Raw genomic sequence first — 23,879 nt, 5'->3', positions numbered from 1 at the left:
GTTTCTCCAGAAAAATCAATAGGGCATGGCGCGCTGCAAGATGGCGTCACAATCCACCGCAGCACCCAGGGTTCCGAAGCTGTAGCCCCAGTTGCCACCCAGCCGGGAATCACAAAACGCCTCGAACACCGCAGAGGGAGCCGTTTGGTACAAGAGCGCAGCTTGCACGGCAAGTGCCACGTCTTGTGCGAGGCGGCGAGCTTCCATCTCGGTAGCCATGAGTTCCACCCGCGTAGGCAAGGACGCTGCCAGCCTGTCGAGCGCGGGGTGGGCTCCACGGGCGGGAGCAAGTTCACGGGCCAGGGCTGCGGCGGTATCGCCCTTGCGCAGGGCGCGAAGCAGGTCCAGCGCCATGATGTTGCCGGCGCCCTCCCAGATGGAGTTGAGAGGCATCTCGCGGTAGATGCGGGCCATGGTGCCTTCTCCGCCCTCTTCCACATAGCCGTTGCCCCCAAGGCATTCCATGGCTTCTTGGGCAAAGGTCGCGCCGCGCTTGCAGATCCAGTACTTGGCCACCGGCGTCAGCAGGCGGCCCATCAGCAGTTCGTGCGGGTCAGATGCATGGTCAAAAGCGCTTGCAAGCCGCATAGCGAGTGCGCAAGCCGCTTCGCATTCGATAGCAAGGTCGGCCAGCACATTGCGCATCAGCGGTTGCTCGATCAGGGCCTTGCCAAAGGCCTGGCGCTGCGAAGTGTGGTGCAGCGCGATGCTGAGCGCCTGGCGCATCAGGCCGGTGGTGCCCAGGGCACAGTCCAGCCGGGTCATGGTGCCCATTTCCAGAATCTGCGGCACCCCGCGCCCCTCCACGCCCACCAGCCAGGCAGTGGCGTGCTGAAACTCCACTTCCGAGCTGGCATTGGCGTGGTTGCCCAGCTTGTCTTTCAGGCGCTGGATACGGATGGCATTCACCGTGCCGGGTGAATGCGGATCCGCGAAGTCTGGCAGGATGCGCGGCACAAAAAAGCAGGACAAGCCCGCGGGGCTTTGCGCCAGCACCAGAAAGGCGTCGCACATGGGGGCCGAGAAAAACCACTTGTGGCCCAGAAGCTTGAAGCGCGGGCCCCATGCATCTTCGCCATCGGGGATGGCTTGAGTCGTGTTGGCCCGTACGTCAGAGCCGCCTTGCTTCTCGGTCATGCCCATGCCCATGGTCAGGCCGCGTTTGTGGCGGTAGAGCTTGAACCCGGGGTCATAGGCCCGCGCCATCAGGCCCGGTGCCCAGGCTTCAAACACGGCCGGGTTGCCCCGTAGCGCCGGTAGCACCGCGTAGGTCATGGAAATAGGGCACAGGATGGAAGGCTCCGCCTCGATGAACAGCATGAACGCAGCCGCCCGCCGCAAGTGGGCGCCCTCACCCGCCGCCGGGTCCCAGGGGCTGCCATGCAGGCCGGCCTGGGCGGCGGCATCCATCAGCGCGTGGTAGCTGGGGTGGAACTCGACCTGGTCCACCCGGCGGCCCAGCCGGTCATGGCTGTGCAGCACCGGTGGATGGGTGTTGGCCAGGCGCGCATGGGTCTGCATGGCGCGGCTGCCCATTAGCTCCCCCAGCGATTGCAGCGCAGACGTATCCATGCCCGGAGCATGAAACGCCAGTGCGCTCTGCAAGGCTCGGTTGCCCGCCAGCAGTTGGGTATCTGCCAAGGGCTCGGCCTGGTTGAACACCGTGTGGGTGGCCGGGAAATCGGTCTCGCTGTGCATGCTGACTCCTCAAACGCTATTCTTTTGATAGCTGCTCGCGCTTGCTTAACGGGCGCCAGAGGCCATTTCGGCCCATAAAGCGCTAGTCGGTGGCAATGCCGGTGCCCGGTGCGTTCAGTGCGTTCACGCTGCGTGCGCCGGTGGCCAGGCGTTTCATGTACTTGAAGGTGCCGGTGGCGTGGGCACAAGCTTTTCCGTTTGCGTCATAGACCGTGGCCTGGGTAAAGGCCATGGTGGCGGTGCGGTGCATGAGTTCGCCCTTGGCGGTCAGGGCGCCGACAGCGGGTTGCATGAAGCTGGTCTTCATCTCGATCGTGACCACACCCAGCTCAGGTGTTTCACTGCGGGCCGCACTGGCCATGGTCACGTCCAGCAGGGTCATTTGCGCGCCACCGTGGGTGACGTTGAACGAGTTCAGGTGTTCAGGCCGCGGGGTGTAGCGGATCTCAGAGCGCCCGCCCTCAAACACCGTGAGCTCGAAACCCAGGTGGGTGACGAAGGGAATCTCAACGCCGAAGCCCACCGCTTTTTCCCAGAGGCTGGTCATCCGCCCGTCACCACGCTCACGCCGCCGTCCACCGCCAGCCATTGGCCGGTGATGTGTTTGCCGGCGTCGGATGCATACAGGACGCACAGGCCCTTGAGGTCTTCGTCGTCGCCCAGGCGCTTGAGGGGTGCGGCAGCGGCCAGGTTTTCTTCGCCCATGGCCTGCAACAAACCGGCTGTCATCTTGCTGGGAAAGAAACCCGGGCACACCGCGTTCACGGTGATGTTGTACTTGCCCCACTCGGCTGCGAGTGCGCGGGTGAAGTTGATGACCGCGCCCTTGGAGGTGTTGTAGGCAATGGTTTGCATGGCCGGCGGATTGCCGTTCAGCCCGGCAATCGAGGCCAGGTTGATGATGCGACCGGTTTTGCGCGGGATCATGCTCTTCTTGGCGATGATCTGGCTCAGCAAAAAGTAGCCCCGCACATTCAGGTTCATCACCTTGTCCCAGGCCTCCAACGGGTGGTCCTCAGCGGGTGCACCCCATGAGGCGCCGGCGTTGTTCACCAGAATGTCGACGTGGCCCAGGCGCTGCAGGGTTTCATCCGCCAAGCGCTGAATCTCGGACTCTTTGGCGCAGTCGGCAGCGACCCAACGCGCGTCGATGCCCGCGGCTTGCAACTCGGCACACGCTTCTTCCAGATCTGCCGCTTTGCGCGAGCTGATCAGCACCTTGGCGCCGGCTTCGCCCAAGGCATGGGCCAGCTGCAGGCCCAAGCCGCGGGAGCCGCCGGTAATGAGCGCGGTTTTGCCGGTGAGGTCAAAGAGTTGTTGGATGGTGCGTGTCATGGTGTCTGCCCTTGGTTGTCAAAAACGTGGACGGCATTGTGCGCAGTGCCGTGCACGCCGCCTGTCCCGGCGGCGATATGCCGTCACTCCGGGGACTATTCCTCGCGCAGGCGTGAGCGGATGAACACCATCACCACGCCACCGGCCACCGCCAGGCCGCCCAGGTTGTAGAACAGCGCTGCGTCCTGCGCCTCTTGCTGGTCGATGAAATAGCCCAGCACCATGGCCAACAGGCCGCCGTAAATCAGCGTCCAGATCAGGCGCTCCATGCGCACCAAGCGGGCGTTGGTGGTGCCGTTGTATTTCTTGAAAAATGCCATCAGAAAGCTCCTTCGGGGAATGTTGCACAAGTCAGATCCCTCGATTGCACCACACCCAGCCAGGCATTTATCTTCGGCAACTCATAGTGGAAGAAGAATTTTGCGCACCCCACATGCCCCTGAGTCTCCAAAGAATCCTGCTGCGGGTCGTTGTCCAGCGCGCAGCCGGCCACGTCCAGCCAGATCCACGCGAGCACGGTGTGGCCGAAAGCTTGCATGTACGGCACGGCATTGGCCAAGGCCTCGCCGGGCACACCGGTGGACCACGCCTTCTGGGTGGCAAAACCCACATCCTGCAGCGCGCGGGCCAAAGCCTTGGCATGGGGCGCCAGCGAGGGAATGCCATTGCAACGGTTGACGGTGGCCATGATGCGGTGGCTCAGCAGCGTGAGGCCTTTGCCCTCCTCCATCAGCACCTTGCGCCCCAGCAGGTCCATGGCTTGAATGCCATGGGTACCTTCGTGGATCATGTTCAGGCGGTTGTCCCGCCAGTACTGCTCCACGGGGAAATCGCGTGTGTAGCCATAGCCGCCGTGCACCTGGATGGCCAGTGAGTTGGCCTCCAGGCACCATTCGCTGGGCCAGCTTTTGGCAATCGGGGTCAACACTTCAAGCAACAAGCGGGCTTCTTCGGCGTCTTGCGCGGTGCCGGTGTGCTGCTCGTCAATCAGGCGGGCACAGTACAGCTCCAAAGCCAATGCGCCTTCGCAATAGGCCTTTTGCGTGAGCAGCATGCGCTTCACATCGGCGTGCTCAATGATGCGGGTTTGCGGAGCGGCGGCGTCCTTGCCGGCACCGGTAATGGGGCGCCCTTGCGGGCGATTTTTGGCGTAGTCCAGTGAGGCGTAGTAGCCTGCCATGCCCAGCATGGTGGCGGCAATGCCCACGCCGATGCGGGCCTCGTTCATCATGTGGAACATACACGCCAGACCCTTGCCCGGCTGCCCCACGAGGTAGCCCACGGCTCCCGCTTGGCCATCCAAGGGGAACTTGCCCTCGCCAAAGTTCAGTAAGGTATTGGTCGTACCGCGCCAGCCCAGTTTGTGGTTCAGCCCGGCGAGGGCCACGTCGTTGCGCACGCCCGTCAACTCACCCTGCGCATTCACCATCTTCTTGGGAACGATAAAAAGCGATATGCCGCGGGTGCCCGGAACCAACTTGCCGTCCGCATTCGGAATTTTGGCGAGCACCAGATGCACGATGTTTTCCGTGAGCTCATGCTCGCCGCTGGAGATCCACATTTTGTTGCCACGCAGGCGGTAACGCGCGCCCAGCGGGTCGGACTCAAAGCCCTCTCCATCCGGCACTGCGCGGGTGGCCACATCACTCAGAGACGAGCCGGCCTGCGGCTCGCTCAGGCACATGGTGCCGGACCATTGACCGGAAAACTCCTTGTGGGCGAACACCTGCTTTTGCAATTCGGTGCCGTGCGCCATCAGCAAATTGGCATTACCCACCGACAGCAGGCTGGAGCCAATGCTGACCGACGCGCAGGCAAAAAATGCATTGGCTGCGGCCTCCACGCTGTAGGGCAGCTGCATGCCACCTATGTCGTAATCTTGCGCAGCGCTCAACATGCCGGATTCGGCATAGGCTTTGAACGCATCGTGGGTGGCCTGCGGCAGCGTGACCTTCTCGCCATCAAAGTGAGGCTCCTGCGTGTCCACCAGCCGGTTGAATGGCGCGTATTTTTCCCGCGCAATGCGCTCGCAGGTGTCCAGCACGGCGTCAAAGGTTTCGCGGTTGTGGTCCGCAAAACGCTCACGGCTGGTGAGGCCGGTGGTGTCCAGCCAGTCGTGGAGCAGGAAATCGAGGGTGGTGCGCAGGGTCATGGACAAGGTCTCATAGAAAAAAAGCCGGACTGCGAATTGTGCGCAGGCCGGCTCGATTCAGATGGCAAAAGCTGTCGTGCGGGTTACAGCACTTCAAACACGCCAGCAGCGCCCATGCCGCCGCCGATACACATGGTGACGCAGACCTTTTTGGCACCGCGGCGCTTGCCTTCGATGAGGGCATGGCCGGTCAGGCGTTGGCCGCTCATGCCGAAGGGGTGACCCACGGCAATGGCGCCGCCGTTCACGTTGAGCTTGTCTGCGGGGATGCCCAGCTTGTCACGGCAGTAGAGCACTTGCACGGCGAACGCTTCGTTCAGTTCCCACAAGTCGATGTCGTTCATGGTCAAACCCAGGCGCTTCAAGACCTTGGGGATGGCAAACACTGGGCCGATGCCCATTTCGTCCGGCTCGCAACCGGCCACAGCAAAGCCCAGGAAGCGGCCCAGAGGATTGAGGCCTTTCTGCTCGGCCAACTTTTCGTGCATGACGACGGTAGCGCCTGCGCCGTCGGAGAGCTGGCTGGCGTTACCGGCAGACACGAGGCCACCCGGCAATGCAGAACGCAAATCCTTGATGCCTTCGTAGGTGGTGCCGGCGCGTATGCCTTCGTCATCGCTTACGGTGACTTGCTTGGTCATCAGACCCATGACCTTGTCGGCCACGCCCATGGTGACGGTGATGGGCGCGATTTCATCCTTGAACAAACCTTTTTCCAGCGCAGCGCTGGCTTTCTGCTGGCTGGAAGCGCCGTATTCGTCCATGGCTTCGCGGCCGATGTTGTAACGCTTGGCGACCTGCTCAGCAGTTTGCAGCATGGCCCAGTAGACCTCCGGCTTGTTCTTGGCCAACCAAGGGTCTTGCAACATGTGCATGTTCATTTCCTGCCCGGTGCAGGAGATCGCCTCCACGCCACCGGCCACATACACATCGCCCTCGCCGGCGATCACGCGCTGGGCAGCGGTGGCAATGGTTTGCAGGCCGGAGGAGCAAAAGCGGTTGATGGTCATGCCCGACACAGTGACCGGACAGCCGGCACGCAGGGCGATCTGGCGGGCAATGTTGGCGCCGGTCGCGCCTTCAGGCGTGCCACAGCCCATGATGACGTCGTCCACCTCGCCGGCCTCAATGCCTGCGCGCTGGATAGCGTGCTCGACCACGTGGCCGCCCATGGTGGCGCCATGGGTCATGTTGAAAGCGCCCTTCCAAGCCTTGGTCAATGGCGTGCGTGCGGTCGAAACGATAACTGCTGATGTCATGGTGGGTCTCCTGAATGGGTTTAGTTGCGGGGCGCCTTGGCACCCTGCGTCAAAAAGCGGTGGTAAAAGCGGATCAGCTCGGCGTAGTTGCTGACTGCAATGCGTTCGTTGGTGCCGTGAAAGCGCCCCAGATCTTCCGGTGATGCCCGCACCGGCGAAAACTTGAAAATGTGATCGCTAATGTCGCCGAAATGGATGGAATCGGTGCCACCCACCATGAGACCGGGCGTTACCAGCGTTCCCGGAAACACTTCGCGGATGGTGCGATTGATCAGGGCGTACTGCGCGGAATCGGTGGGTGCGACCTTGGATGCATCCACTGCACCGGGCAAAGCAAACAGCTCGAACTTGTCGGTCTTGGTGGCGTCGGCCACCAGCGCTCGGGTGCGCTCGATGATCTGTTCTTTGGTGTCGCCCGGCAGCAAGCGGAAGTTGACGGTAGCCTCGGCGTTACCGGGCAGCACGTTTTCCTTGTTGCCGGCATTCACGATGGTTAGTGCTGTGGTGGTGCGCAAAACGGCGTTGGTGCTGGCGCTGGCCTCCAGTTGCTTTTGCACGACCGGACCGAACAGCCACAAATTGCTCAGTGCCACACGGGAAAAACCGCTCATCTCGGGTGCGATGGTGGCAAACATTTCACCGGCGACCCCACGGATCCCGCCGGGCAGCTGTTCATCATCGAGTCGCTTGAGGGCTGCGCTCATCATGGCGATGGCACTCGTGCCCTTGGGTGGCGGCATGGACGAGTGGCCGGGCTTGGCCCCCATCTTGAGCACTACGGACAAATAGCCTTTCTCCGCTACCCCTACCACTGCGACCGGGGTCTGAATGCCGGGCATGATGCCTTGGGTGATTAACAAGCCTTCGTCAATCACCATCTCCAGCCGGACTTTGCGCTCTTTGAGCAGTGCGGCAATTTTGGAAGCACCTCGCAGGCCGCCCACTTCTTCGTCTGCCCCGAAGGCGAAGTAGATGGTGCGCTCGGGCTGGAATCCACTGGTGACCAGCATCTCCAGCGCCTCCATCTGCGCCATGAGGTTGCCCTTGTCGTCCCAGGCGCCCCGGCCCCAGATAAAGCCGTCTTTCACGGCTCCGCTGAACGGCTCGGTAGCCCAGTCTTTCTCGGTCCCCGGAGCGATGGGCACCACGTCCTGGTGCGCCATCACCAGCATGGGTTTGGCTTCCGGATTGGTACCCTGCCAGGTGTAGAGCAGGCTGTAGTCCGCCACCACTTCGCGCTTGAGAACGGCGTGCGCCTTGGGGAAGCGGTTTTGCAGCAGGGTGTGCAGTTGCTTGAACTGGTCGGCGCTCAGGTTAGCGTCGTCCCGCGAGGTGATGGTGCGCAGGCGCACCGCCTCGCCCAAGCGTTGGGCTGCTCCGGCTTCGTCCACCGGCAGCACAGGGATGGCTTCGACCGTCAGCTGCCGGGAGCCTTGGCGCCAAGTGTTGATGCACAACACCAGCGCCAGCACCACCAGCACACCGACCAGGCCCAAGGCAATTTTCTTGGCCATGGTGCAGCCGCCGTTCAGTTGAAGGTTTTGCCTTCAGCGGCCAGCTTGGCCAACAAAGGAGCGGGTTGCCAGAATTTGGCATCGTCCAGCGGGTTCTGGGCAAAGCGGTTCATGGCTTGCACCACATTGAACAGGCCGACTTCGTCGGCGTAGTTCATGGGCCCACCGCGGTGGGCCGGAAAGCCGTAGCCGAAGATGTAAACGATGTCGATATCGCTGGCCTTGGCGGCGATGCCCTCTTCCAGAATGTGGGCGGCCTCGTTGACCAGGCTGAACACCAGGCGCTGCACGATTTCTTCGTCCGAGATCTTGCGGGGTGTAATGCCCAGCGCCTTGCGGTGCTCTTCAATCATGGCCACCACTTCCGCGTTCGGGATGGCGTCGCGCTTGCCGGGCACATAGTCATACCAGCCGGCGCCGGTCTTCTGGCCGAAGCGGCCTTTTTCGCACAGCAAGTCCGCAGTCTTGCTGTACTTCATGTGTGGCTTCTCAAGATAGCGGCGCTTGCGAATGGCCCAGCCGATGTCGTTGCCCGCCAGATCGCCCATGCGGAAGGGGCCCATGGCCATGCCGAATCTCTCCATGGCCTTGTCCACCTGCTCGGGGGTGCAGCCTTCATCCAGCAGGAAACCGCCCTGGCGGCCGTACTGCTCGATCATGCGGTTGCCGATGAAGCCGTCGCACACACCGGACACCACAGCGGTCTTTTTGATCTTCTTTGCGACCGACATGACGGTCGCCATGACGTCTTTAGCGGTCTTTTCGCCGCGCACTACTTCCAGCAGCTTCATCACGTTGGCAGGGCTGAAGAAATGCAGGCCCACTACGTCCTCGGGGCGTTGGGTGAAGTTGGCGATTTTGTTGACGTCCAAGGTCGAGGTGTTGGAGGCCAGGATGGCACCGGGCTTCATCACGCGGTCCAGTTCCTTGAACACGGCTTCCTTGACGCCCAGCTCTTCAAACACCGCCTCGATCACCATGTCGGTGCCGGTGAGGTCGTCGTAGCTCAAGGTGGTGCTCAGCAGGCTCATGCGCTGCTCGTACTTGTCTTGCTTGAGCTTTTTCTTGACGACTTGGGCTTCGTAGTTCTTGCGGATGGTGGCAATGCCGCGGTCCAAGGCTTCCTGCTTCATCTCCAGCATCTTGACGGGGATGCCAGCGTTCAGGAAGTTCATGGCAATGCCGCCACCCATGGTGCCTGCGCCGATCACTGCTACCGAGTTGATAGCGCGCTGCGGAGTGTCCGAGGGCACATCTGCGATTTTGGATGCTGCACGCTCCGCCAGGAACAGGTGGCGCAAGGACTTGCTTTCCGCAGTGAACATCAGGTTGATGAACGCCTCGCGCTCGACCTGCATGCCTTCGTCAAACTTCTTCTTGGTAGCGGCTTCCACCACGTCCACGCACTTGGCAGGGGCCGGGAAGTTTTTGCTCATGCCCTTGACCATGTTGCGGGCGAACTGGAAGTACGCATCGCCTTGCGGGTGCTTGCACTTCAGGTCGCGCACCAGTGGCAAGGGGCGCACATCGGCCACCGAACGGGCAAAGGCCAGGGCTTCTTCAGCCAGGCTTTCGGGAGAAGCTGACAGCTTGTCGAATAGCTTCTGGCCAGGCAGCATGGCGAGCATTTCGCTCTTGACGGGCTCGCCGCTGACGATCATGTTGAGTGCGGGCTCCACGCCCAACACGCGTGGCAGGCGCTGGGTACCGCCTGCACCAGGTACCAGGCCGAGTTTGACTTCCGGCAGTGCAATGCTGGTGCCGGGTGCTGCAATGCGGTAGTGGCAACCCAATGCCAACTCCAAACCACCGCCCATGGCCACGGTGTGGATGGCTGCGACGACCGGCTTGGCAGAGCTTTCCAGCACCTTGATCACGCTGATCAGGTTGGGCTCTTGCAGGGCCTTGGGGCTGCCGAATTCAGTGATGTCCGCACCGCCGGAAAACGCCTTGCCGGCGCCGGTGATCACAATGGCTTTGACCGCGGCATCGGCATTGGCCTGGGCCATGCCGTCTGCAATTCCCTGGCGGGTGGTAAGGCCCAAACCGTTGACTGGCGGGTGGTTCAGGGTGATGACGGCGATATCGCCATGGACTTGGTACTGGGCGGTCATGCAGGCTCCGTGGGTGAGGTTTATCTCAAAATAGAACGATCGTTCTTTTTTTAAAGATTGTAGGGACTTTGCCCGCCTCGCAAAGCCCCTTTGTCACCGCTGGGACAAAGGGTTTTCCCTAGGGAAAATACCTGTTTTTCCCGCCCGGAACCAACTCAGGTATTGGGCAGTTTGTAGTCACGCAATAGTTCTCGCAACTTGGTCTTCTGCATCTTGCCCGTGCCCCCCAAAGGAATGGCTTCGACGAACACCACGTCGTCCGGCACCTGCCATTTGGCGGTCTTGCCGTCGTAAAAAGCAATCAGCCCATCACGGGTGACTTCACTGCCCGGCTTTTTGACCACCGCAATGATGGGGCGCTCGTCCCACTTGGGGTGTTTCATGCCAATGCAGGCGGCCATGGCCACTGCAGGATGGGCCATGGCAATGTTTTCCACATCAATGGAGCTGATCCACTCACCGCCGGACTTGATCACGTCCTTGCTGCGATCGGTGATTTGCATGAAACCATCGGGGTCGATCGTGGCAACGTCCCCGGTGGGGAACCAACCATTCACCAGCGGCGAGCCGCCCTCGCCTTTGAAATACTCGCTGATGACCCACGGTCCTTTAACCAGCAAGTCCCCATAGGCTTTGCCATCCCAGGGCAACTCGGCGCCCTCGCCGTCCACAATCTTCATGTCCACACCATAAATCCCACGGCCTTGCTTGAGGCGAACCTTCATTTTTTCTGCGGGATCGAGGGTCAGGTGCTTGTTCTTCAAGGTGCAAACCGTGCCCAAAGGGGACATCTCGGTCATACCCCAAGCATGGAGCACTTCCACACCGTAAATATCATTAAAGGCAGTGATCATGGCCGGCGGGCAGGCAGAGCCACCAATCACCGTGCGCTTCAGGGTTGAGAACCGCAGCCCTCCTGCTTGCACATGCGACAACATCATCTGCCACACGGTCGGCACACCTGCTGCGAAACTGACTTTCTCAGCCTCGATCAATTCGAAAATGGATTTGCCATCCATCGCAGGGCCGGGAAACACGAGCTTGGCTCCGGTCATGGCAGCCGAGTAAGGCAGGCCCCAGGCATTGACGTGGAACATGGGAACTACGGGCAACACCGAGTCACGGGCACTCATGTTCAGCGAATCCGGCAGGGCGCTGGAGAACGCGTGCAGGATGGTGGAGCGGTGGCTGTACAACGCTGCCTTGGGGTTGCCGGTAGTGCCACTGGTGTAGCACATGCTGGAGGCGGAGTTCTCGTCAAACTCGGGCCAGGTGTAGGTGGCGGGCTGTTGGGCGATCCAGGCCTCATAGCTTTGCAGACCGGGAATACCGGAGTCCGCTGGCAACTTGTCCGCATCGCAGAGCGCAATGAAATGCTTGATGGTGGTGCAGCGGCTATGCACGGCCTGCACAATGGGCAGGAAGCTCATGTCGAAGCACAGCAGCTGGTCTTCGGCATGGTTAGCAATCCAGACGATCTGGTCCGGGTGCAAGCGCGGGTTCAGAGTGTGCAACACACGACCGGACCCGCTCACCCCGAAATAGAGCTCCAGATGGCGGTAACCGTTCCAGGCCAAGGTGGCCACACGGTCGCTGAAGGTGAGGTTCAGACCATCGAGAGCATTTGCGACTTTGCGGGAACGGGCGGCGACCTCGCGGTAGTTGGTGCGGTGGATATCGCCTTCGACCCTGCGCGAAACCACTTCGCCTTCGCCATGGTGGCGCTCGGCGAAGTCCATCAAGGTGGAGATCAGCAACTGCTGGCTTTGCATCAGACCTAACATCAAGTCACCTCTATCTAAGTTTTATGGGGATCACACCAACGCTGGAAACATGCGCTTGCAACTCCGGCGACACACATAGTACTGCGCGCAAGTCCCCTTGGAGACGCTGAATTAGTCATATGCGGGACAATTCACATATGCCTCATTTGCCACCCGCGCCAGAGCCGCTGGACCTCTCTCTCCCATGGAATAACCGCTTCGCGGGCCTCGGTGAAGCTTTCTACGCACCTCTGGAACCCACGCCCCTGCCCGCTCCCTATTGGGTAGGCACCAGCGCATCAGCCGCCCGCTGGGCAGGGCTGGATGCGAGCCATCTGGACAACCCAGAAGTGCTGCAAGCCCTTACGGGCAACCGGCTTCTACAGGGCAGTGAACCGTTGGCCAGCGTGTACAGCGGCCACCAGTTCGGACAATGGGCCGGGCAACTGGGTGATGGCCGTGCCATCTTGTTGGGGGAACTGAATGGCTTGGAGGTGCAGCTCAAGGGCGCCGGGCTGACACCGTTTTCCCGCATGGGCGATGGCCGGGCGGTATTGCGCAGCAGCATCCGCGAGTTTCTGGCCAGCGAGGCCATGAACGGCTTAGGCATCCCCACCTCGCGCGCGCTGTGCGTGACCGGGTCGGATGCTCCGGTGCGGCGCGAGACGATTGAGACTGCGGCTGTGGTGACGCGCGTGGCCCCCAGCTTCATCCGCTTCGGGCATTTTGAGCACTTTTGCCACCACGGGATGCCGGGCGAGTTGAAAATCCTGGCCGACTTTGTGATCGACCACTACTACCCCGACTGCCGCACTGACGCACGCTGGAACGGCAACCCCTACGTCTCGCTGCTTGCCGCCGTGACGGAGCGCACCGCCCACATGGTGGCGCGCTGGCAAGCGGTGGGCTTTTGCCATGGGGTGATGAACACCGACAACATGAGCATCCTGGGCCTGACCATCGATTACGGCCCCTTCCAGTTCATGGATGCCTACGACCCCGGTCATATCTGCAACCACTCTGACACGGGCGGCCGCTACGCCTTCTACAAGCAGCCGAATGTGGCCTACTGGAACCTGTTTTGCCTGGGCCAGGCCATGATGCCTTTGATTGACGAGCAGGAGCATGCGATTGCCGCGCTGGAGACCTTCAAGGACATCTACCCCCGCGCATTTGCGGAACGGATGGCAGCCAAGCTGGGCTTCAGCGAAGTGCAAGAGGCGCACAAGCCGGTGATTGAGGGCATCCTGAAGCTGCTGGCCGCTGACAAAGTGGACTTCACAATCTTCTGGCGCCGCCTGAGCCACTGGGTGCGGGATGAAGCCTCGGCAGGCAATTCGGTGCGCGACCTCTTCCTAGATAGGGCCGGTTTTGATGCCTGGTTGCTATCATATTCAGAGCTACTCGCGCATATTCCACGAGCGCCAGCGGCAAATTTGATGCTTAAATCGAACCCGAAGTTTGTGCTGCGCAATCACTTGGGCGAGCAAGCTATTCAAGCGGCGCGGCAAAAAGATTTCAGCATGGTGGCTGATTTGCTGAAAGTTCTGGAGGCGCCGTACGACGAACACAGGGAGTTCGATGCGTGGGCAGGCTTTCCCCCGGACTGGGCCGCGCAAATCTCCATCAGCTGCAGTTCCTGAACTTTCAGGGCTGCTGTGCATCCACCTATTGAAGGAGTTCCCATGACATTCCCCATCCAGAAAACCGACGCCGAATGGAAAGCCTTGTTGGCCGAAAAAGGGGCCGAGCCGGTCGCATACCAAGTGACGCGCCACGCTGCCACCGAGCGCCCCTTCACCGGCAAGTTTGAGGCCCACTGGGCCGACGGCAGCTACCACTGCATGTGCTGTAGTGCCAAGCTGTTTAACTCGGACACCAAGTTTGACGCCCATTGCGGTTGGCCCAGCTTCTCGCTGGCGATCCCGGGCGCCATTACCGAGATCACCGACCGCAGCCACGGCATGGTGCGGGTAGAAACGGTGTGCAGCCAATGCGGCGCGCATCTGGGCCATGTGTTTCCCGACGGCCCCACCGAGACCGGTTTGCGCTATTGCATGAACTCGGCCTCGCTACACTTCACGCCAGAATGAAAACCTTACTCGACTTCATCCCCATCCTGCTGTTTTTCGCAGCCTACAAGCTGCATGACTGGTTTGGCATCAGCAAAGACGAAGCCATTTACTTTGCCACCCCGGTGCTGATGGCCGCCACGGTGGCCCAGATGGCGATCATTTACTGGATCGACAAAAAGCTCACCACCATGCACAAGATCACCTTGGGCATGATTCTGGTGTTCGGCACTATCACTTTGGTATTGCACGACAAACGCTTCATCATGTGGAAACCCACGGTGTTGTACGCGGGCATGGCCATCGCACTGGCCGTGGCCGTGTGGGGCATGAAGCACAACTTCTTGAAGTCCATGCTGGGCAGCCAGCTGGAACTGCCAGACGCCGTGTGGCACAAGCTCAACATCGCCTGGATTGCTTACACCGCTTTCATGGCGATCAGCAACGGCTATGTCGCCGCCTATTTCAGCGAAGACGCGTGGGCCAATTTCAAGCTTTGGGGCTATGTGTTCCCGCTGGCCTTTCTGATCGGACAGGGGCTCTACATTTCGCCTTACTTGAAAGGCGATGACTCCAAGCAGGACCCGCCCACCCCATGAGCGCCAACGTACCCACCGCCGCCAACCTCGAGCAACGGCTGCGCGAACGTTTGCAACCTGTAACACTTCAGGTGATCGACGAAAGCTACCAGCACGCAGGCCACGTCGGGGCCAATGACAGCGGGGTTGGAACCCATTTCCGGGTGAAGATTGCTTCACCTTTATTTACCGGTGTGAGCCGCGTAGCAAGGCATCGCCTTGTGTATGATTCGTTGCAAGATTTCATTGATCAGGGCCTGCACGCCTTGGCCATTGAGGCCGAAGCCTCGCCCTCTGGCAACTCTCAGATTTAAAGCATTCCTGAAGGAAACGGTATGAAGAAGTACATTTTGTCCGCCTTGGCTGCAGCCAGCCTGATGGTGGTCGCCTCCTCCGCCATGGCGCAAAACGTCGCCATCGTGAACGGCAAGGCAGTTCCCAAGACACGCATCGATGCCTTGGCCCAGCAGGTGGCCCGTTCCGGTCGCCCTGTGACCCCTGAAATGCAAGGTCAGTTGCGGGAAGAAGTGATTGCCCGCGAAATCTTTGTGCAGGAAGCCCAGGCCCGCGGCTTGGACGCCAGCGACGAATACAAGAACCAGCTGGAGCTGACCAAGCAGTCCATCCTGATCCGTGAATTGTTCGGCGACTTCCAGAAGAAGAACCCTGTCACTGACGAAGAGACCAAGGCAGAGTACGACAAATTCGCGTCTGCCAACGCCGGCAAGGAATACCGCGCACGCCACATCCTGGTAGAAAAAGAAGACCAGGCCAAAGCCCTGATTGCCCAGCTCAAAAAAGGCGCCAAGTTTGAAGATCTGGCCAAAAAGAACTCCAAGGACCCGGGCTCCGGCGCCAATGGTGGTGACCTGGATTGGGCCAATGCCAGCAGCTACGTGAAAGAGTTCTCTGACGCGCTGACCGGCTTGTCCAAGGGCAAGATGACAGACGCCCCTGTCAAAACCCAGTTCGGTTTCCACATCATCCGTTTGGAAGACGTGCGTGAAGCCCAGCTGCCCAAGTACGAAGACGTGAAGCCCCAGATCGCCCAGCAGCTGCAACAGCAAAAGCTGGCCAAGTTCCAGGAAGACCTGCGCGCCAAAGCCAAGGTCGAATAAGTCCGGAACTCCGGTTCACCCAAAAAAGCGGCTCAGGCCGCTTTTTTGTTGCCTAAAACCCAAAGCCGGCCAGCCACAAGAGGCCCAGCATCACCGGCTGGTGAAGCAAGTAGTAGCTCAGGCTGTAGCGGCCCAAGCGGGCCAATGCCCTATGGGCTCTGGTGCCGGGCGTTTTGGGGGGCAGATTGGGGGATCGGTTCAGCAGCAACTGCATGCCCGCAAATCCCAGCAACATCACGCCCAGCCAAGGGAACAAGGGCACATAGTCTTCAGTGATGGGCAAGCGGGTAATCAAACCCAGCCAATTCAGCCCACGCGCATCAAAATCCAAGCCGAACAAGCTGCTGGCGCCCGTGGATAATGCGCGACCAGCTATCAAATGCGTAGCAATAACCAGCCCCCCGGCGCCTGCACACCACACACCCAACGGTGCCATCAGGCGCACGAGCAGCAGCATGACGGCCATGCCGTGCAGCACCCCGAAATAGATGTAGCTGTTGGGAAACATGAACCATGACCCCAGCGATACCAGTCCGGCCGCACCCGCAATCTGCAGCCATCGCCGACCGAACTGGCGCCAGCTTTGGCCTTGGCGCTGTGCAATAGCCTGCCCTGCCCCGGCGCACAACAGGAACAGGCTCAGGATGCAGGTGCGCTGCCAGGTCCAGAGCGGGTCGTGATGAAAATCCTGCTGGATGACGCGGGCGTTGTTCAGGTCGAAGCAGAAATGAAAGACCGTCATCCACACCATGGCGAAACCACGGATCGCATCCAGATTCTCAAAGCGGCGAACTGTCATGCCGACAGTCTAAACGGCAGCTCAGAGCACAACCCGGATGTCTTGTTGGCGCCTGCCCCAACGCAAGATGGTGCTTCCGAGCACAGCCAGAACCACTACCGGAAGTGCGAGTCCCCATGTGGGCTGCTGAGTCAGAACAAACGCAAAAGTGGGCGGGCCCAAGGTCGCCCCCAGATTGCCCATCTGGGCGACAGCCCCGTTGGCACGCGCTTGTTGTGCCGCATCCTTGTTCAAAAACGGAATCAACGCGAAGGCCGTGCCTCCCGCCAATCCGGAGACACCCATCAGCAACAAAGCAGCTGCCGTGTAACCCCATTGGGCAGACGCTGCCAAAGCGCAAGCAATACCCGCCAAGGCCAGCAAGGGATACACCCAGCGAAGCAGGCGCATGGGGCTTTGGCGCCGCGTAAGCCAGCCCGCACCAAAGGTGCCTGCCATGCCGGTAAACGGCAACGCTGCAGCGGCCCACTGTTGGCCGGGCGGTAAGGCTTGGGGCAGAAAGGTCAGCAATGCGACGGCCATGCCGGTGTAGCAAAAGAAGCACAGGCCCGGCAAGGCCGTGGACCACTGGGTGTAGATGCGCACATGGCGCGCCAAGAGACTGGTGCGCACGGGATCCGGCATACGCGCAGCGTCTTCAGGAACTAAGCGCCAGACCCCTGCGCTTGCCAGAAACAAGAGTGCCGCATGCAAGGCAAACAGCGATTGAACGCCGTACAACGCCAGAAAAGAGGGGCCGAAGGCGGCGCACAAGGCAAACGCGGTACCTACAAAGGTGCTCCACAAGCCCATCGCCACCGAGCGGTGTTGTGGCCCGGCTGCAGCCGCCATCAGCGTGGGGGCAGCGACCACCACGGACAGATGGGAGGCGCCCTCGAGCACACGGGTTGCAAAGAAAGCATAAAAGGGCAAATCCAGCGCTTGAAGCGCAGCCAGAACGGCCCCCAGCGACAAACCACCTGCCAGCAGCCGCCGGTACCCGACCTTGGTAGCCAGCAAGCCCATACTGACACCCAGAGTCAGCCCCACCACCCCGACCATCGACAGTACCCACCCCATCTGTGCGGCGCTCACTCCATAGTGGGTTTGGAGGAGCTGGAAAGCGAGGGAGATTTTGGCGAACTGCAGGGCCGCCAGAATGCCACAGCCCCACAACAGGAAAATGCGAGGCCAATGGGTAGTGGGTAATGTGCTCATGGGAGCGGGTGAGTGTAGCGATGTCGCTTACCATTCCGGCCATGAATATCAAGTCGGCTCTTAAGACGGGTGAAGCAATCGCAAGCCACCCGAAAACAGTCAGTATTCTTTTGGTCTTGGGTTTGTGCCTGCTGGTGGGGCAGCACTGGGGAATGATGCTGTCCAACTCCGACGACCCCTGGATTACCCGGTCCACCTTTCAGGAGGTTTTGGATACAGCATCGGCACAAGGCCGCTTCTGGTTGGTCCCCATTAATCTGCTGGCTGGCTTGCCCTATCAGTCAGGCAATTGGATAGTCGCCAATAGCACCAAGATGTTGGTGAATGGTGCAGTATTCGTTCTATTTGTTGTGTTTTGCTGTCGGCTGTTCGGGCGTGTGCCGGGGTTGTTGGTCGGACTTGTCTGGCTGGCATTAATTGATGTCAGCCCCGGCTACTACAGCCCGTTCCATGGCTTTCTGCTGATGTTCAACTTGCAGTTTGCCGCCTTGTTTGCAGGCTTGATCTGGTACCTGCATATCCTCGACTCCAACCGGCCAGATCGGGTGGTTATTGGGCCCTACTTGTTGTTTGGTTTTTCGCTGTTGGCATACGAACCCATGCTGTTTTATGCGGGGATTTTTCCGGTCGTATTTTTAAGTCGTTTGCGCTCACCATGGCCTGCCAGCCTCGATGTGCGTGGGTGGAGCGCCCTTTTGTTCCAGTTTATGAAAAAGAACTGGATGCTGCCACTCGTAGTCACTGCTTACATTGCCGCTTATGTGATTTACCGCAAATTTCAGTCCACTCCGGGCAGAGGTTTGGATGTGGGCGGAAACCCCCTTGATATTGCTCTTACGGTTTACAGGTTTTCTATCAATGGTTTCCATTTCCAACCAAAAGCCTTGGCCAACTTTATTCCCGGGGTTTCTGCGGATTACAACTTGTGGCTTTCTGTGGCGTTCGCAACGTGCATTGCATTCGGCGCACTTTTTCTGCTACCACGCCCAGAGCTAGAAGAGTCGGGTGCGCGCCTTGCAAGGCCTTTACCTTTGCTCATCATTGCGTTCTTTGTTCTCTGCCCTAACCTTTTGCACGGTTTTGTTGAATCCTATCGCCAGTGGGCTGCAGAGGACCCGCACTATGTGGGCAACTATTTCAGCTCCTTCCCTTTGGCCATTTTGATCTCGATCGGTTTGATGCAGCTCACGGGTGGTAGCAAAGCCATGCAAGAGAAGGCGCTCTACGCGATCGTGGTGGCACTGCTTTCAACCTCTGCCTGCGACAACTATGTTCGCTGGAGCAATCTGGCTGAAATCAACCGCCGTGACGCCAGGCTTTGGAGTGACGCCATTGCCGATCTCCGCGGATCGGCACTTCTGAAAACTCAGAAGAGCCTGATATGCGGACTCAATGCACCTGAAAAGGTGTCAGGCGATGACCGATACTGGTCTGGAATCTTGACCGAGACGTTAGAAACGAAGGTTGAATACAGGTCCAAAGCATTGGACGGCTTGAATTGCACCATCAAGGTTGACTTCAATCAGTACAGGTTCAAGTCCCCCCGCGTCTGAATGGGTCACTTCATTTGACGGAGTGACTCCAGCCGATCTTTGTAGCGCTTGATCACAGCAGCGTCTGCATTGTGCATTTCCAAAAGACCGATAGCAAGACGCATCTCCCGGATCGCAAAGTCATACCGCTTTTCACTCTCCCAGATCTCACTGGCCATGAAGAGGCCCTCGGGGTTTTGCACAAACGAGAGGATGAAAATACGGTTAATGGCAGTATCAAAGCGGGCCAACCCATCGGTATTGGGTGTCAGATACGATATCAATGCACCAATGGCAACCACCACGACGATAACTTTGGTAACGAAGCTTGTTCCGGTTTTGGGGATATCACTCATGGTTCGGTCTTTCTGGGGATTCGTGGATGGGCAATGTCGGGTTGTGTGTATGGCGGTAAGTCCAGAAATGATGCATGAGAAAGTTCACTGGCGGCATGACACACACCACCGCGGCTATCCCTGCCTGGTAAGGGAATCCCAAAGCATCCACCAGACCTGAGACGCCAGCTGCAATAGGTAAACCGATAAGTGCAACCACCACGAATTTCAGCATCACCACCCGGTCTAACGAGCTGGAAAAACTCCAGAGCGTGTTGATAAAAAATGAAACCACCGTTGCCACCACAAAGGCCACCCCATTGGCGACACTGGGCCGGTACGAGACGAAGTGGATCCACGCAGCCGCAATTGCTGCATGCAACAGAGTGTTAAAAACCCCAGTGGCAGCGAATCTGACGAACCGGCGGGTCAACATTGGTCGGCTTCAGCCTTGCGAATCGTGACGGCGGCGCACAATGTACAAGGGACGGCGCTTGGACTCCATGTAAATGCGACCGATGTATTCACCCAACATCCCGACACTGATGAGTTGGACGCTGCCGAAAAAGATAGTGGCAACTAAAAGCGATGCGTACCCCGGCAAATCGACGCCGAAGACCACGGTTCTGATCACAATGAACAGAGCATAAAGCAGACTGACCAAGGCCCCACTCCACCCAGATAAGACCAGAATTTCAATGGTGATGTGCTGAAGCTTGTGATGCCTTCCAATGCAAAATTCCAGAGCTTCCATCCGGAAAATTTGCTGCTGCCCGCAGACCTGACCTGGCGCGCGTAATCAATTGTGGTCGCTTTAAACCCTACCCATGCAAACAAGCCCTTCATAAAGCGCTGTTGCTCCGGGAGTTGCCTTAGTGCGTCCAGCACCGTCCGATCCATCAGACGAAAATCTCCCACATTCTCAGGAATCTGAACGGAAGAGAACCGGTTATGAATCCGGTAAAACATCTCCGCTGTCTTGCGTTTGAGAAAACCATCCGAACTCCGGTCAATGCGCCTGGCCAACACTACGTCATAGCCACTCAGCCAAGCGTCCACCATCTGAGTAATCAACTCCGGTGGATCTTGAAGATCCGCATCAATGGGGATCGCGGCATCACCTGCTGCGGCATCCAAACCCGCAGTTAACGCCGCCTCTTTGCCGAAATTGCGCGACAGCTCAATCACCTTGAAGCGTTGATCTCGTTGAGACAGAGAAATCAACATCGGCAAGGTACCGTCTCGGCTGCCGTCATCTACGCAGATAACCTCGAAGTCAACGTGTTGAATCGGTTCGATAGCCGCAGCAATAGCGCTGTAGAAGAGCTCGACGCCAGTTTCCTCGTTATAGAACGGAGCAATAATGGAAACCAGTTTTCTTTGCGGAGTCATTCGGGGATTCTTCGGATGTGCGTTGGATTCTAAAGGGCGCTGCGGGATAATTCCGCCCCATGTCTTTGCAAGATTTCCAACTCGAATTGCTGGCGCCTGCCCGCACGGCTGACATCGGTATCGAAGCCGTGAACCATGGCGCCGATGCGGTCTACATCGGCGGCCCCGGCTTCGGGGCCCGCTCGAGCGCCGACAACAGCGTGGCCGACATCGCGCGGCTGGTGCAGCACGCGCACCACTTCAACAGCCGCGTCTTTGTCACCATGAACACCATCCTGCGGGATGACGAACTGGAGCCTGCGCGCAAGCAGGCCTGGCAACTCTATGAAGCTGGCGTGGATGCCCTCATCGTTCAGGACATGGGTCTGCTAACCATCGACATGCCGCCAATCCAGCTGCATGCCAGCACCCAGACCGACATACGCACGCCTGAAAAAGCGCGCTTTTTGCAAGACGTGGGCCTGAGTCAAATCGTGTTGGCCCGCGAGCTCACCACCAAGCAGATAGCCGCCATCCGCGCGGCGACCGATCCGGAGCAGTGCACGCTGGAGTTCTTTATCCACGGCGCTCTGTGCGTGGCCTATAGTGGCCAGTGCTACATCAGCACAGCCCACACCGGGCGTAGCGCCAACCGGGGCGAATGCAGCCAGGCCTGCCGCCTTCCCTACCAGGTGGTGGACGACAAGGGCCGCTTTGTGGCCCACGACAAGCATGTGCTGTCCATGAAGGACAACAACCAGAGCGAGAACCTGGCCGCTTTGGTGGACGCAGGGATTCGCAGCTTCAAGATCGAAGGGCGCTACAAGGACATGGGCTATGTGAAAAACATCACCGCCCACTACCGCAAGCTGCTGGACCGGCTGATCGAGGACCGTCATTACTCTGACCAACCCTTGGCCCGAAGCAGCAGTGGCAGCACCACCTTCACCTTCGAGCCCGACCCTAACCAGAACTTCAACCGCGAGTTCACCGACTACTTTGTGCAGGGCCGCCAGATCGACATCGGGGCATTCGACACTCCCAAGAACCCGGGCCAGCCCATAGGCTACGTCACCAAGGTCAATGCCGACAGCGTGGAACTGGAGCTGATGGACCGCAGCAAACACTTAAGCAATGGCGATGGCCTGTGCTATTACGACCTGCAAAAAGAACTGGTGGGCTTGGCCATCAACCGCGCAGAATCCATCAACGCGGCCAAGGGCTTGTGGCGCGTGTTCCCCAAAGACCTGATGGCCGGTTTCAAAGACCTGCGCAAAGGCGTGGAGGTAAACCGCAACCGTGATGTGAACTGGACCCGCACGCTCGACAAAAAGAGCAGTGACCGGCGCATCGGCGTATGGGCCGTGTTGGGCGAAGTCCCGGATGGCATTGCCCTCACCCTGACCGATGAAGACGGCTTCACCGCCACCGCCCGCACCACCCTGCCCCGCGAGCTGGCCAAGGATACTGGCACGGCGATGGATACGCTGAAGGACAACGTCAGCAAAATGGGCGCAACCATCTTTTCGGCGCTCGATGTGCAAGTGCAGTTCAGCCAACCCTGGTTTGTGCCCGCCTCTGTGCTCAACCCTTTGCGGCGTGAAGCAGTGGAAGCGCTGGAGTGCGCCCGCGCAGCGGGTTTTGTGCGCCTGCTTCCCGGTGTTGCCGTGGAGCCACCTGTGGCCTACCCCGAAGACACGCTCAGCTATCTGGCCAATGTGTTCAACCAGGCGGCCCACGGCTTTTACGCCAAGCATGGTGTCAAAGTGATTGCCCCGGCCTATGAGGCGGTGGAAGAACTGGGTGAGGTGAGCCTGATGATCACCAAGCACTGCGTGCGCTTCTCATTAAGCCTTTGCCCCAAGCAGGCCAAAGGCGTGACCGGTGTGCAAGGCCAAGTGAAGGCGGAGCCTTTACAACTCATCAACGGCAAAGAAAAGCTCACTCTTCGCTTTGACTGCAAACCCTGCGAAATGCATGTGGTGGGCAAGATGAAAACCAGTGTGGCCAACCAGAGTCGCAAAGAGCTGCTGGAAGCGGCACAGGGCGTGCCCATGACTTTCCACAAGACCCGACCCAAGCAGGAGTTCGGGCACTAAGGGCTAGCGCGGGCCCGGCGTCGGGCCTTCGTTTTCTGCAGGTGAATTCAGCAGATGCCACGCAAACCGCAGGCCCAGCACCGCATTGCCAATGGCAAAAACCGCGACGATCACCGAAGCGATCGGTGACAGGTTGCGGTTCTGAACAATCCAGACCAGCGCCGTCGACAATCCATTGAGCGCGAGCATCAGCCAAAAGGCTGCTTTGCTCGGCTGGATCAGACGGCGCAGGCGTATCACTTCACTTCGGTCACAAAGTTGTCGCGGCTGCGGCGCACCTTCTTCAGGTTGACCAACCAATCACCTTCATCGGCGCGGTAGCCTAAAGGCATGATCACCACGCTGCGCAGGCCACGCTTGTCCAAGCCCAGGATCTCGTCCACGGCCTTGGGGTCAAAACCTTCCATAGGGGTGGCATCGACTTGTTCTTCCGCCGCAGCAATCAGTGCAGTACCCACGCCAATGTAGGCCTGGCGGGCAGCGTGCTGGTAATTCACCTCGGCATCACGGGGCACGAAGGTGCCCAGAATCATCTTGCGGTAGTTTTCCCAACCTTCATTGATAAAGCCGCGTTCGGTGTTCACCAGGTCGAACATCATGTTGATGCGGTCCGCAGTGTAGTTGTCCCATGCTGCAAATACCAGAAGGTGTGAGCCATCGGTGATTTGCGCCTGGTTCCAGGCAACCGGCACGATCTTTTCACGCACTTCCTTGTTGCTCACCACAATCACTTCATAGGGCTGCAAGCCGCTTGAGGTGGCGGTCAGGCGGACAGCTTCCAGGATACGGTCCAGCTTTTCCTGGGGGACTGCCTTGGCGGGATTGAATTTCTTGGCAGCGTAGCGCCACTGCAGTTTGCTGATCAGATCGGACATCAGGTACTTTCTAAAGTTGAGAGGCGGCAACCACCTTGGCTGCAGCCGGAAGTCGACAGCTGGGGACT

At 59.3% G+C, this 23,879-nt stretch carries 24 protein-coding genes; 7 read left to right on the top strand and 17 right to left on the bottom strand.

Features of this window, described 5'->3' with window-relative positions; translation table 11 throughout:
* Positions 1-15: 15 nt before the first annotated feature.
* The 9 genes from ACOAP0_RS00585 to ACOAP0_RS00545 all read right to left on the bottom strand — a co-directional run bounded on the left by ACOAP0_RS00585 (position 16) and on the right by ACOAP0_RS00545 (position 11,856).
* Complete coding sequence (locus ACOAP0_RS00585; RefSeq protein ID WP_498376046.1) at positions 16-1,698, bottom strand: isovaleryl-CoA dehydrogenase; 1,683 nt, start codon at positions 1,696-1,698, stop codon at positions 16-18.
* Between the two features lie 82 nt (positions 1,699-1,780).
* Positions 1,781-2,245 (bottom strand): PaaI family thioesterase, encoded by a 465-nt coding sequence (locus ACOAP0_RS00580; protein WP_087493845.1) that lies wholly within the window; start codon positions 2,243-2,245, stop codon positions 1,781-1,783.
* Positions 2,242-3,033, bottom strand: coding sequence for an SDR family oxidoreductase (locus ACOAP0_RS00575; protein WP_087493846.1), 792 nt, complete (start codon positions 3,031-3,033; stop codon positions 2,242-2,244). The genes ACOAP0_RS00580 and ACOAP0_RS00575 overlap by 4 nt, the downstream gene beginning before the upstream one ends.
* 95 nt (positions 3,034-3,128) lie before the next feature.
* Positions 3,129-3,353 (bottom strand): hypothetical protein, encoded by a 225-nt coding sequence (locus ACOAP0_RS00570; protein WP_087493847.1) that lies wholly within the window; start codon positions 3,351-3,353, stop codon positions 3,129-3,131.
* A complete protein-coding gene (locus ACOAP0_RS00565; RefSeq protein WP_498376047.1) occupies positions 3,353-5,185 on the bottom strand; it encodes an acyl-CoA dehydrogenase in 1,833 nt (610 codons plus the stop codon). The genes ACOAP0_RS00570 and ACOAP0_RS00565 overlap by 1 nt, the downstream gene beginning before the upstream one ends.
* Positions 5,186-5,268: 83 nt before the next feature.
* Entirely contained in the window at positions 5,269-6,444 is a 1,176-nt protein-coding gene (locus tag ACOAP0_RS00560; protein ID WP_498391285.1) for an acetyl-CoA C-acyltransferase, read from the bottom strand.
* A 20-nt stretch (positions 6,445-6,464) separates the two neighbouring features.
* Positions 6,465-7,958 (bottom strand): M20 family peptidase, encoded by a 1,494-nt coding sequence (locus tag ACOAP0_RS00555; RefSeq protein ID WP_498376049.1) that lies wholly within the window; start codon positions 7,956-7,958, stop codon positions 6,465-6,467.
* Between the two features lie 14 nt (positions 7,959-7,972).
* Positions 7,973-10,072, bottom strand: a complete 2,100-nt coding sequence (locus ACOAP0_RS00550; RefSeq protein ID WP_498376050.1) for a 3-hydroxyacyl-CoA dehydrogenase NAD-binding domain-containing protein — start codon at positions 10,070-10,072, stop codon at positions 7,973-7,975.
* A 155-nt stretch (positions 10,073-10,227) separates the two neighbouring features.
* On the bottom strand, positions 10,228-11,856 hold the full coding sequence (locus tag ACOAP0_RS00545) for a 3-(methylthio)propionyl-CoA ligase (protein ID WP_498376051.1): 1,629 nt from the start codon (positions 11,854-11,856) through the stop codon (positions 10,228-10,230).
* A gap of 137 nt (positions 11,857-11,993) precedes the next feature.
* On the opposite strand from ACOAP0_RS00545, the gene ACOAP0_RS00540 reads away from it, so the two are divergent.
* From ACOAP0_RS00540 to ACOAP0_RS00520, 5 genes are read left to right on the top strand one after another with little or no spacing between them, the layout of a single operon-like run.
* Positions 11,994-13,478 carry a protein adenylyltransferase SelO gene (locus ACOAP0_RS00540; RefSeq protein WP_498376052.1) on the top strand — a complete coding sequence of 495 codons (1,485 nt, stop codon included), beginning with the start codon at positions 11,994-11,996 and terminating at the stop codon, positions 13,476-13,478.
* 42 nt (positions 13,479-13,520) lie between these two features.
* Positions 13,521-13,928, top strand: a complete 408-nt coding sequence (gene msrB / locus ACOAP0_RS00535) for a peptide-methionine (R)-S-oxide reductase MsrB (RefSeq protein ID WP_498376053.1) — start codon at positions 13,521-13,523, stop codon at positions 13,926-13,928.
* Complete coding sequence (locus ACOAP0_RS00530; RefSeq protein WP_087493903.1) at positions 13,925-14,506, top strand: septation protein A; 582 nt, start codon at positions 13,925-13,927, stop codon at positions 14,504-14,506. Before msrB ends, ACOAP0_RS00530 begins: the two co-directional genes overlap by 4 nt.
* Complete coding sequence (locus tag ACOAP0_RS00525) at positions 14,503-14,799, top strand: BolA family protein (RefSeq protein WP_481873314.1); 297 nt, start codon at positions 14,503-14,505, stop codon at positions 14,797-14,799. Before ACOAP0_RS00530 ends, ACOAP0_RS00525 begins: the two co-directional genes overlap by 4 nt.
* 21 nt (positions 14,800-14,820) lie before the next feature.
* Complete coding sequence (locus tag ACOAP0_RS00520; RefSeq protein WP_498376054.1) at positions 14,821-15,603, top strand: foldase protein PrsA; 783 nt, start codon at positions 14,821-14,823, stop codon at positions 15,601-15,603.
* 52 nt (positions 15,604-15,655) lie between these two features.
* Here ACOAP0_RS00520 and ACOAP0_RS00515 read toward each other — a convergent pair whose 3' ends face one another.
* Complete coding sequence (locus ACOAP0_RS00515) at positions 15,656-16,402, bottom strand: acetyltransferase domain-containing protein (RefSeq protein WP_498376055.1); 747 nt, start codon at positions 16,400-16,402, stop codon at positions 15,656-15,658.
* A gap of 21 nt (positions 16,403-16,423) precedes the next feature.
* Complete coding sequence (locus tag ACOAP0_RS00510; RefSeq protein ID WP_498376056.1) at positions 16,424-17,599, bottom strand: MFS transporter; 1,176 nt, start codon at positions 17,597-17,599, stop codon at positions 16,424-16,426.
* 20 nt (positions 17,600-17,619) lie between these two features.
* Between ACOAP0_RS00510 and ACOAP0_RS00505 the strand changes: the two genes are divergently transcribed.
* Positions 17,620-19,152 carry a hypothetical protein gene (locus ACOAP0_RS00505; protein ID WP_498376057.1) on the top strand — a complete coding sequence of 511 codons (1,533 nt, stop codon included), beginning with the start codon at positions 17,620-17,622 and terminating at the stop codon, positions 19,150-19,152.
* A gap of 5 nt (positions 19,153-19,157) precedes the next feature.
* Here the strand turns inward: ACOAP0_RS00505 and ACOAP0_RS00500 are convergent, their stop codons facing one another.
* The 4 genes from ACOAP0_RS00500 to ACOAP0_RS00485 are packed head-to-tail and all read right to left on the bottom strand — an operon-like array spanning position 19,158 to position 20,858.
* Entirely contained in the window at positions 19,158-19,487 is a 330-nt protein-coding gene (locus tag ACOAP0_RS00500) for a hypothetical protein (RefSeq protein ID WP_498376058.1), read from the bottom strand.
* Positions 19,480-19,902 carry a GtrA family protein gene (locus ACOAP0_RS00495; RefSeq protein ID WP_498376060.1) on the bottom strand — a complete coding sequence of 141 codons (423 nt, stop codon included), beginning with the start codon at positions 19,900-19,902 and terminating at the stop codon, positions 19,480-19,482. Before ACOAP0_RS00495 ends, ACOAP0_RS00500 begins: the two co-directional genes overlap by 8 nt.
* Positions 19,903-19,911: 9 nt before the next feature.
* Positions 19,912-20,130: a hypothetical protein gene (locus ACOAP0_RS00490; protein ID WP_498376061.1), complete on the bottom strand. Its 219-nt coding sequence runs from the start codon at positions 20,128-20,130 to the stop codon at positions 19,912-19,914.
* Positions 20,097-20,858 (bottom strand): glycosyltransferase family 2 protein, encoded by a 762-nt coding sequence (locus ACOAP0_RS00485; RefSeq protein WP_498376063.1) that lies wholly within the window; start codon positions 20,856-20,858, stop codon positions 20,097-20,099. Before ACOAP0_RS00485 ends, ACOAP0_RS00490 begins: the two co-directional genes overlap by 34 nt.
* Before the next feature lie 59 nt (positions 20,859-20,917).
* Between ACOAP0_RS00485 and ACOAP0_RS00480 the strand changes: the two genes are divergently transcribed.
* Positions 20,918-22,936 carry a peptidase U32 family protein gene (locus tag ACOAP0_RS00480; protein ID WP_498376064.1) on the top strand — a complete coding sequence of 673 codons (2,019 nt, stop codon included), beginning with the start codon at positions 20,918-20,920 and terminating at the stop codon, positions 22,934-22,936.
* Between the two features lie 3 nt (positions 22,937-22,939).
* Here the strand turns inward: ACOAP0_RS00480 and ACOAP0_RS00475 are convergent, their stop codons facing one another.
* Positions 22,940-23,176 carry a hypothetical protein gene (locus ACOAP0_RS00475; protein ID WP_232459909.1) on the bottom strand — a complete coding sequence of 79 codons (237 nt, stop codon included), beginning with the start codon at positions 23,174-23,176 and terminating at the stop codon, positions 22,940-22,942.
* Positions 23,173-23,811: an NAD(P)H-dependent oxidoreductase gene (locus ACOAP0_RS00470; protein WP_498391284.1), complete on the bottom strand. Its 639-nt coding sequence runs from the start codon at positions 23,809-23,811 to the stop codon at positions 23,173-23,175. Before ACOAP0_RS00470 ends, ACOAP0_RS00475 begins: the two co-directional genes overlap by 4 nt.
* Between the last annotated feature and the right edge of the window lie 68 nt (positions 23,812-23,879).

The sequence above is a fragment of the Curvibacter sp. Hmag1.1 genome, assembly GCF_059769165.1.
This window is presented reverse-complemented; position numbering and strand designations above follow the sequence as displayed.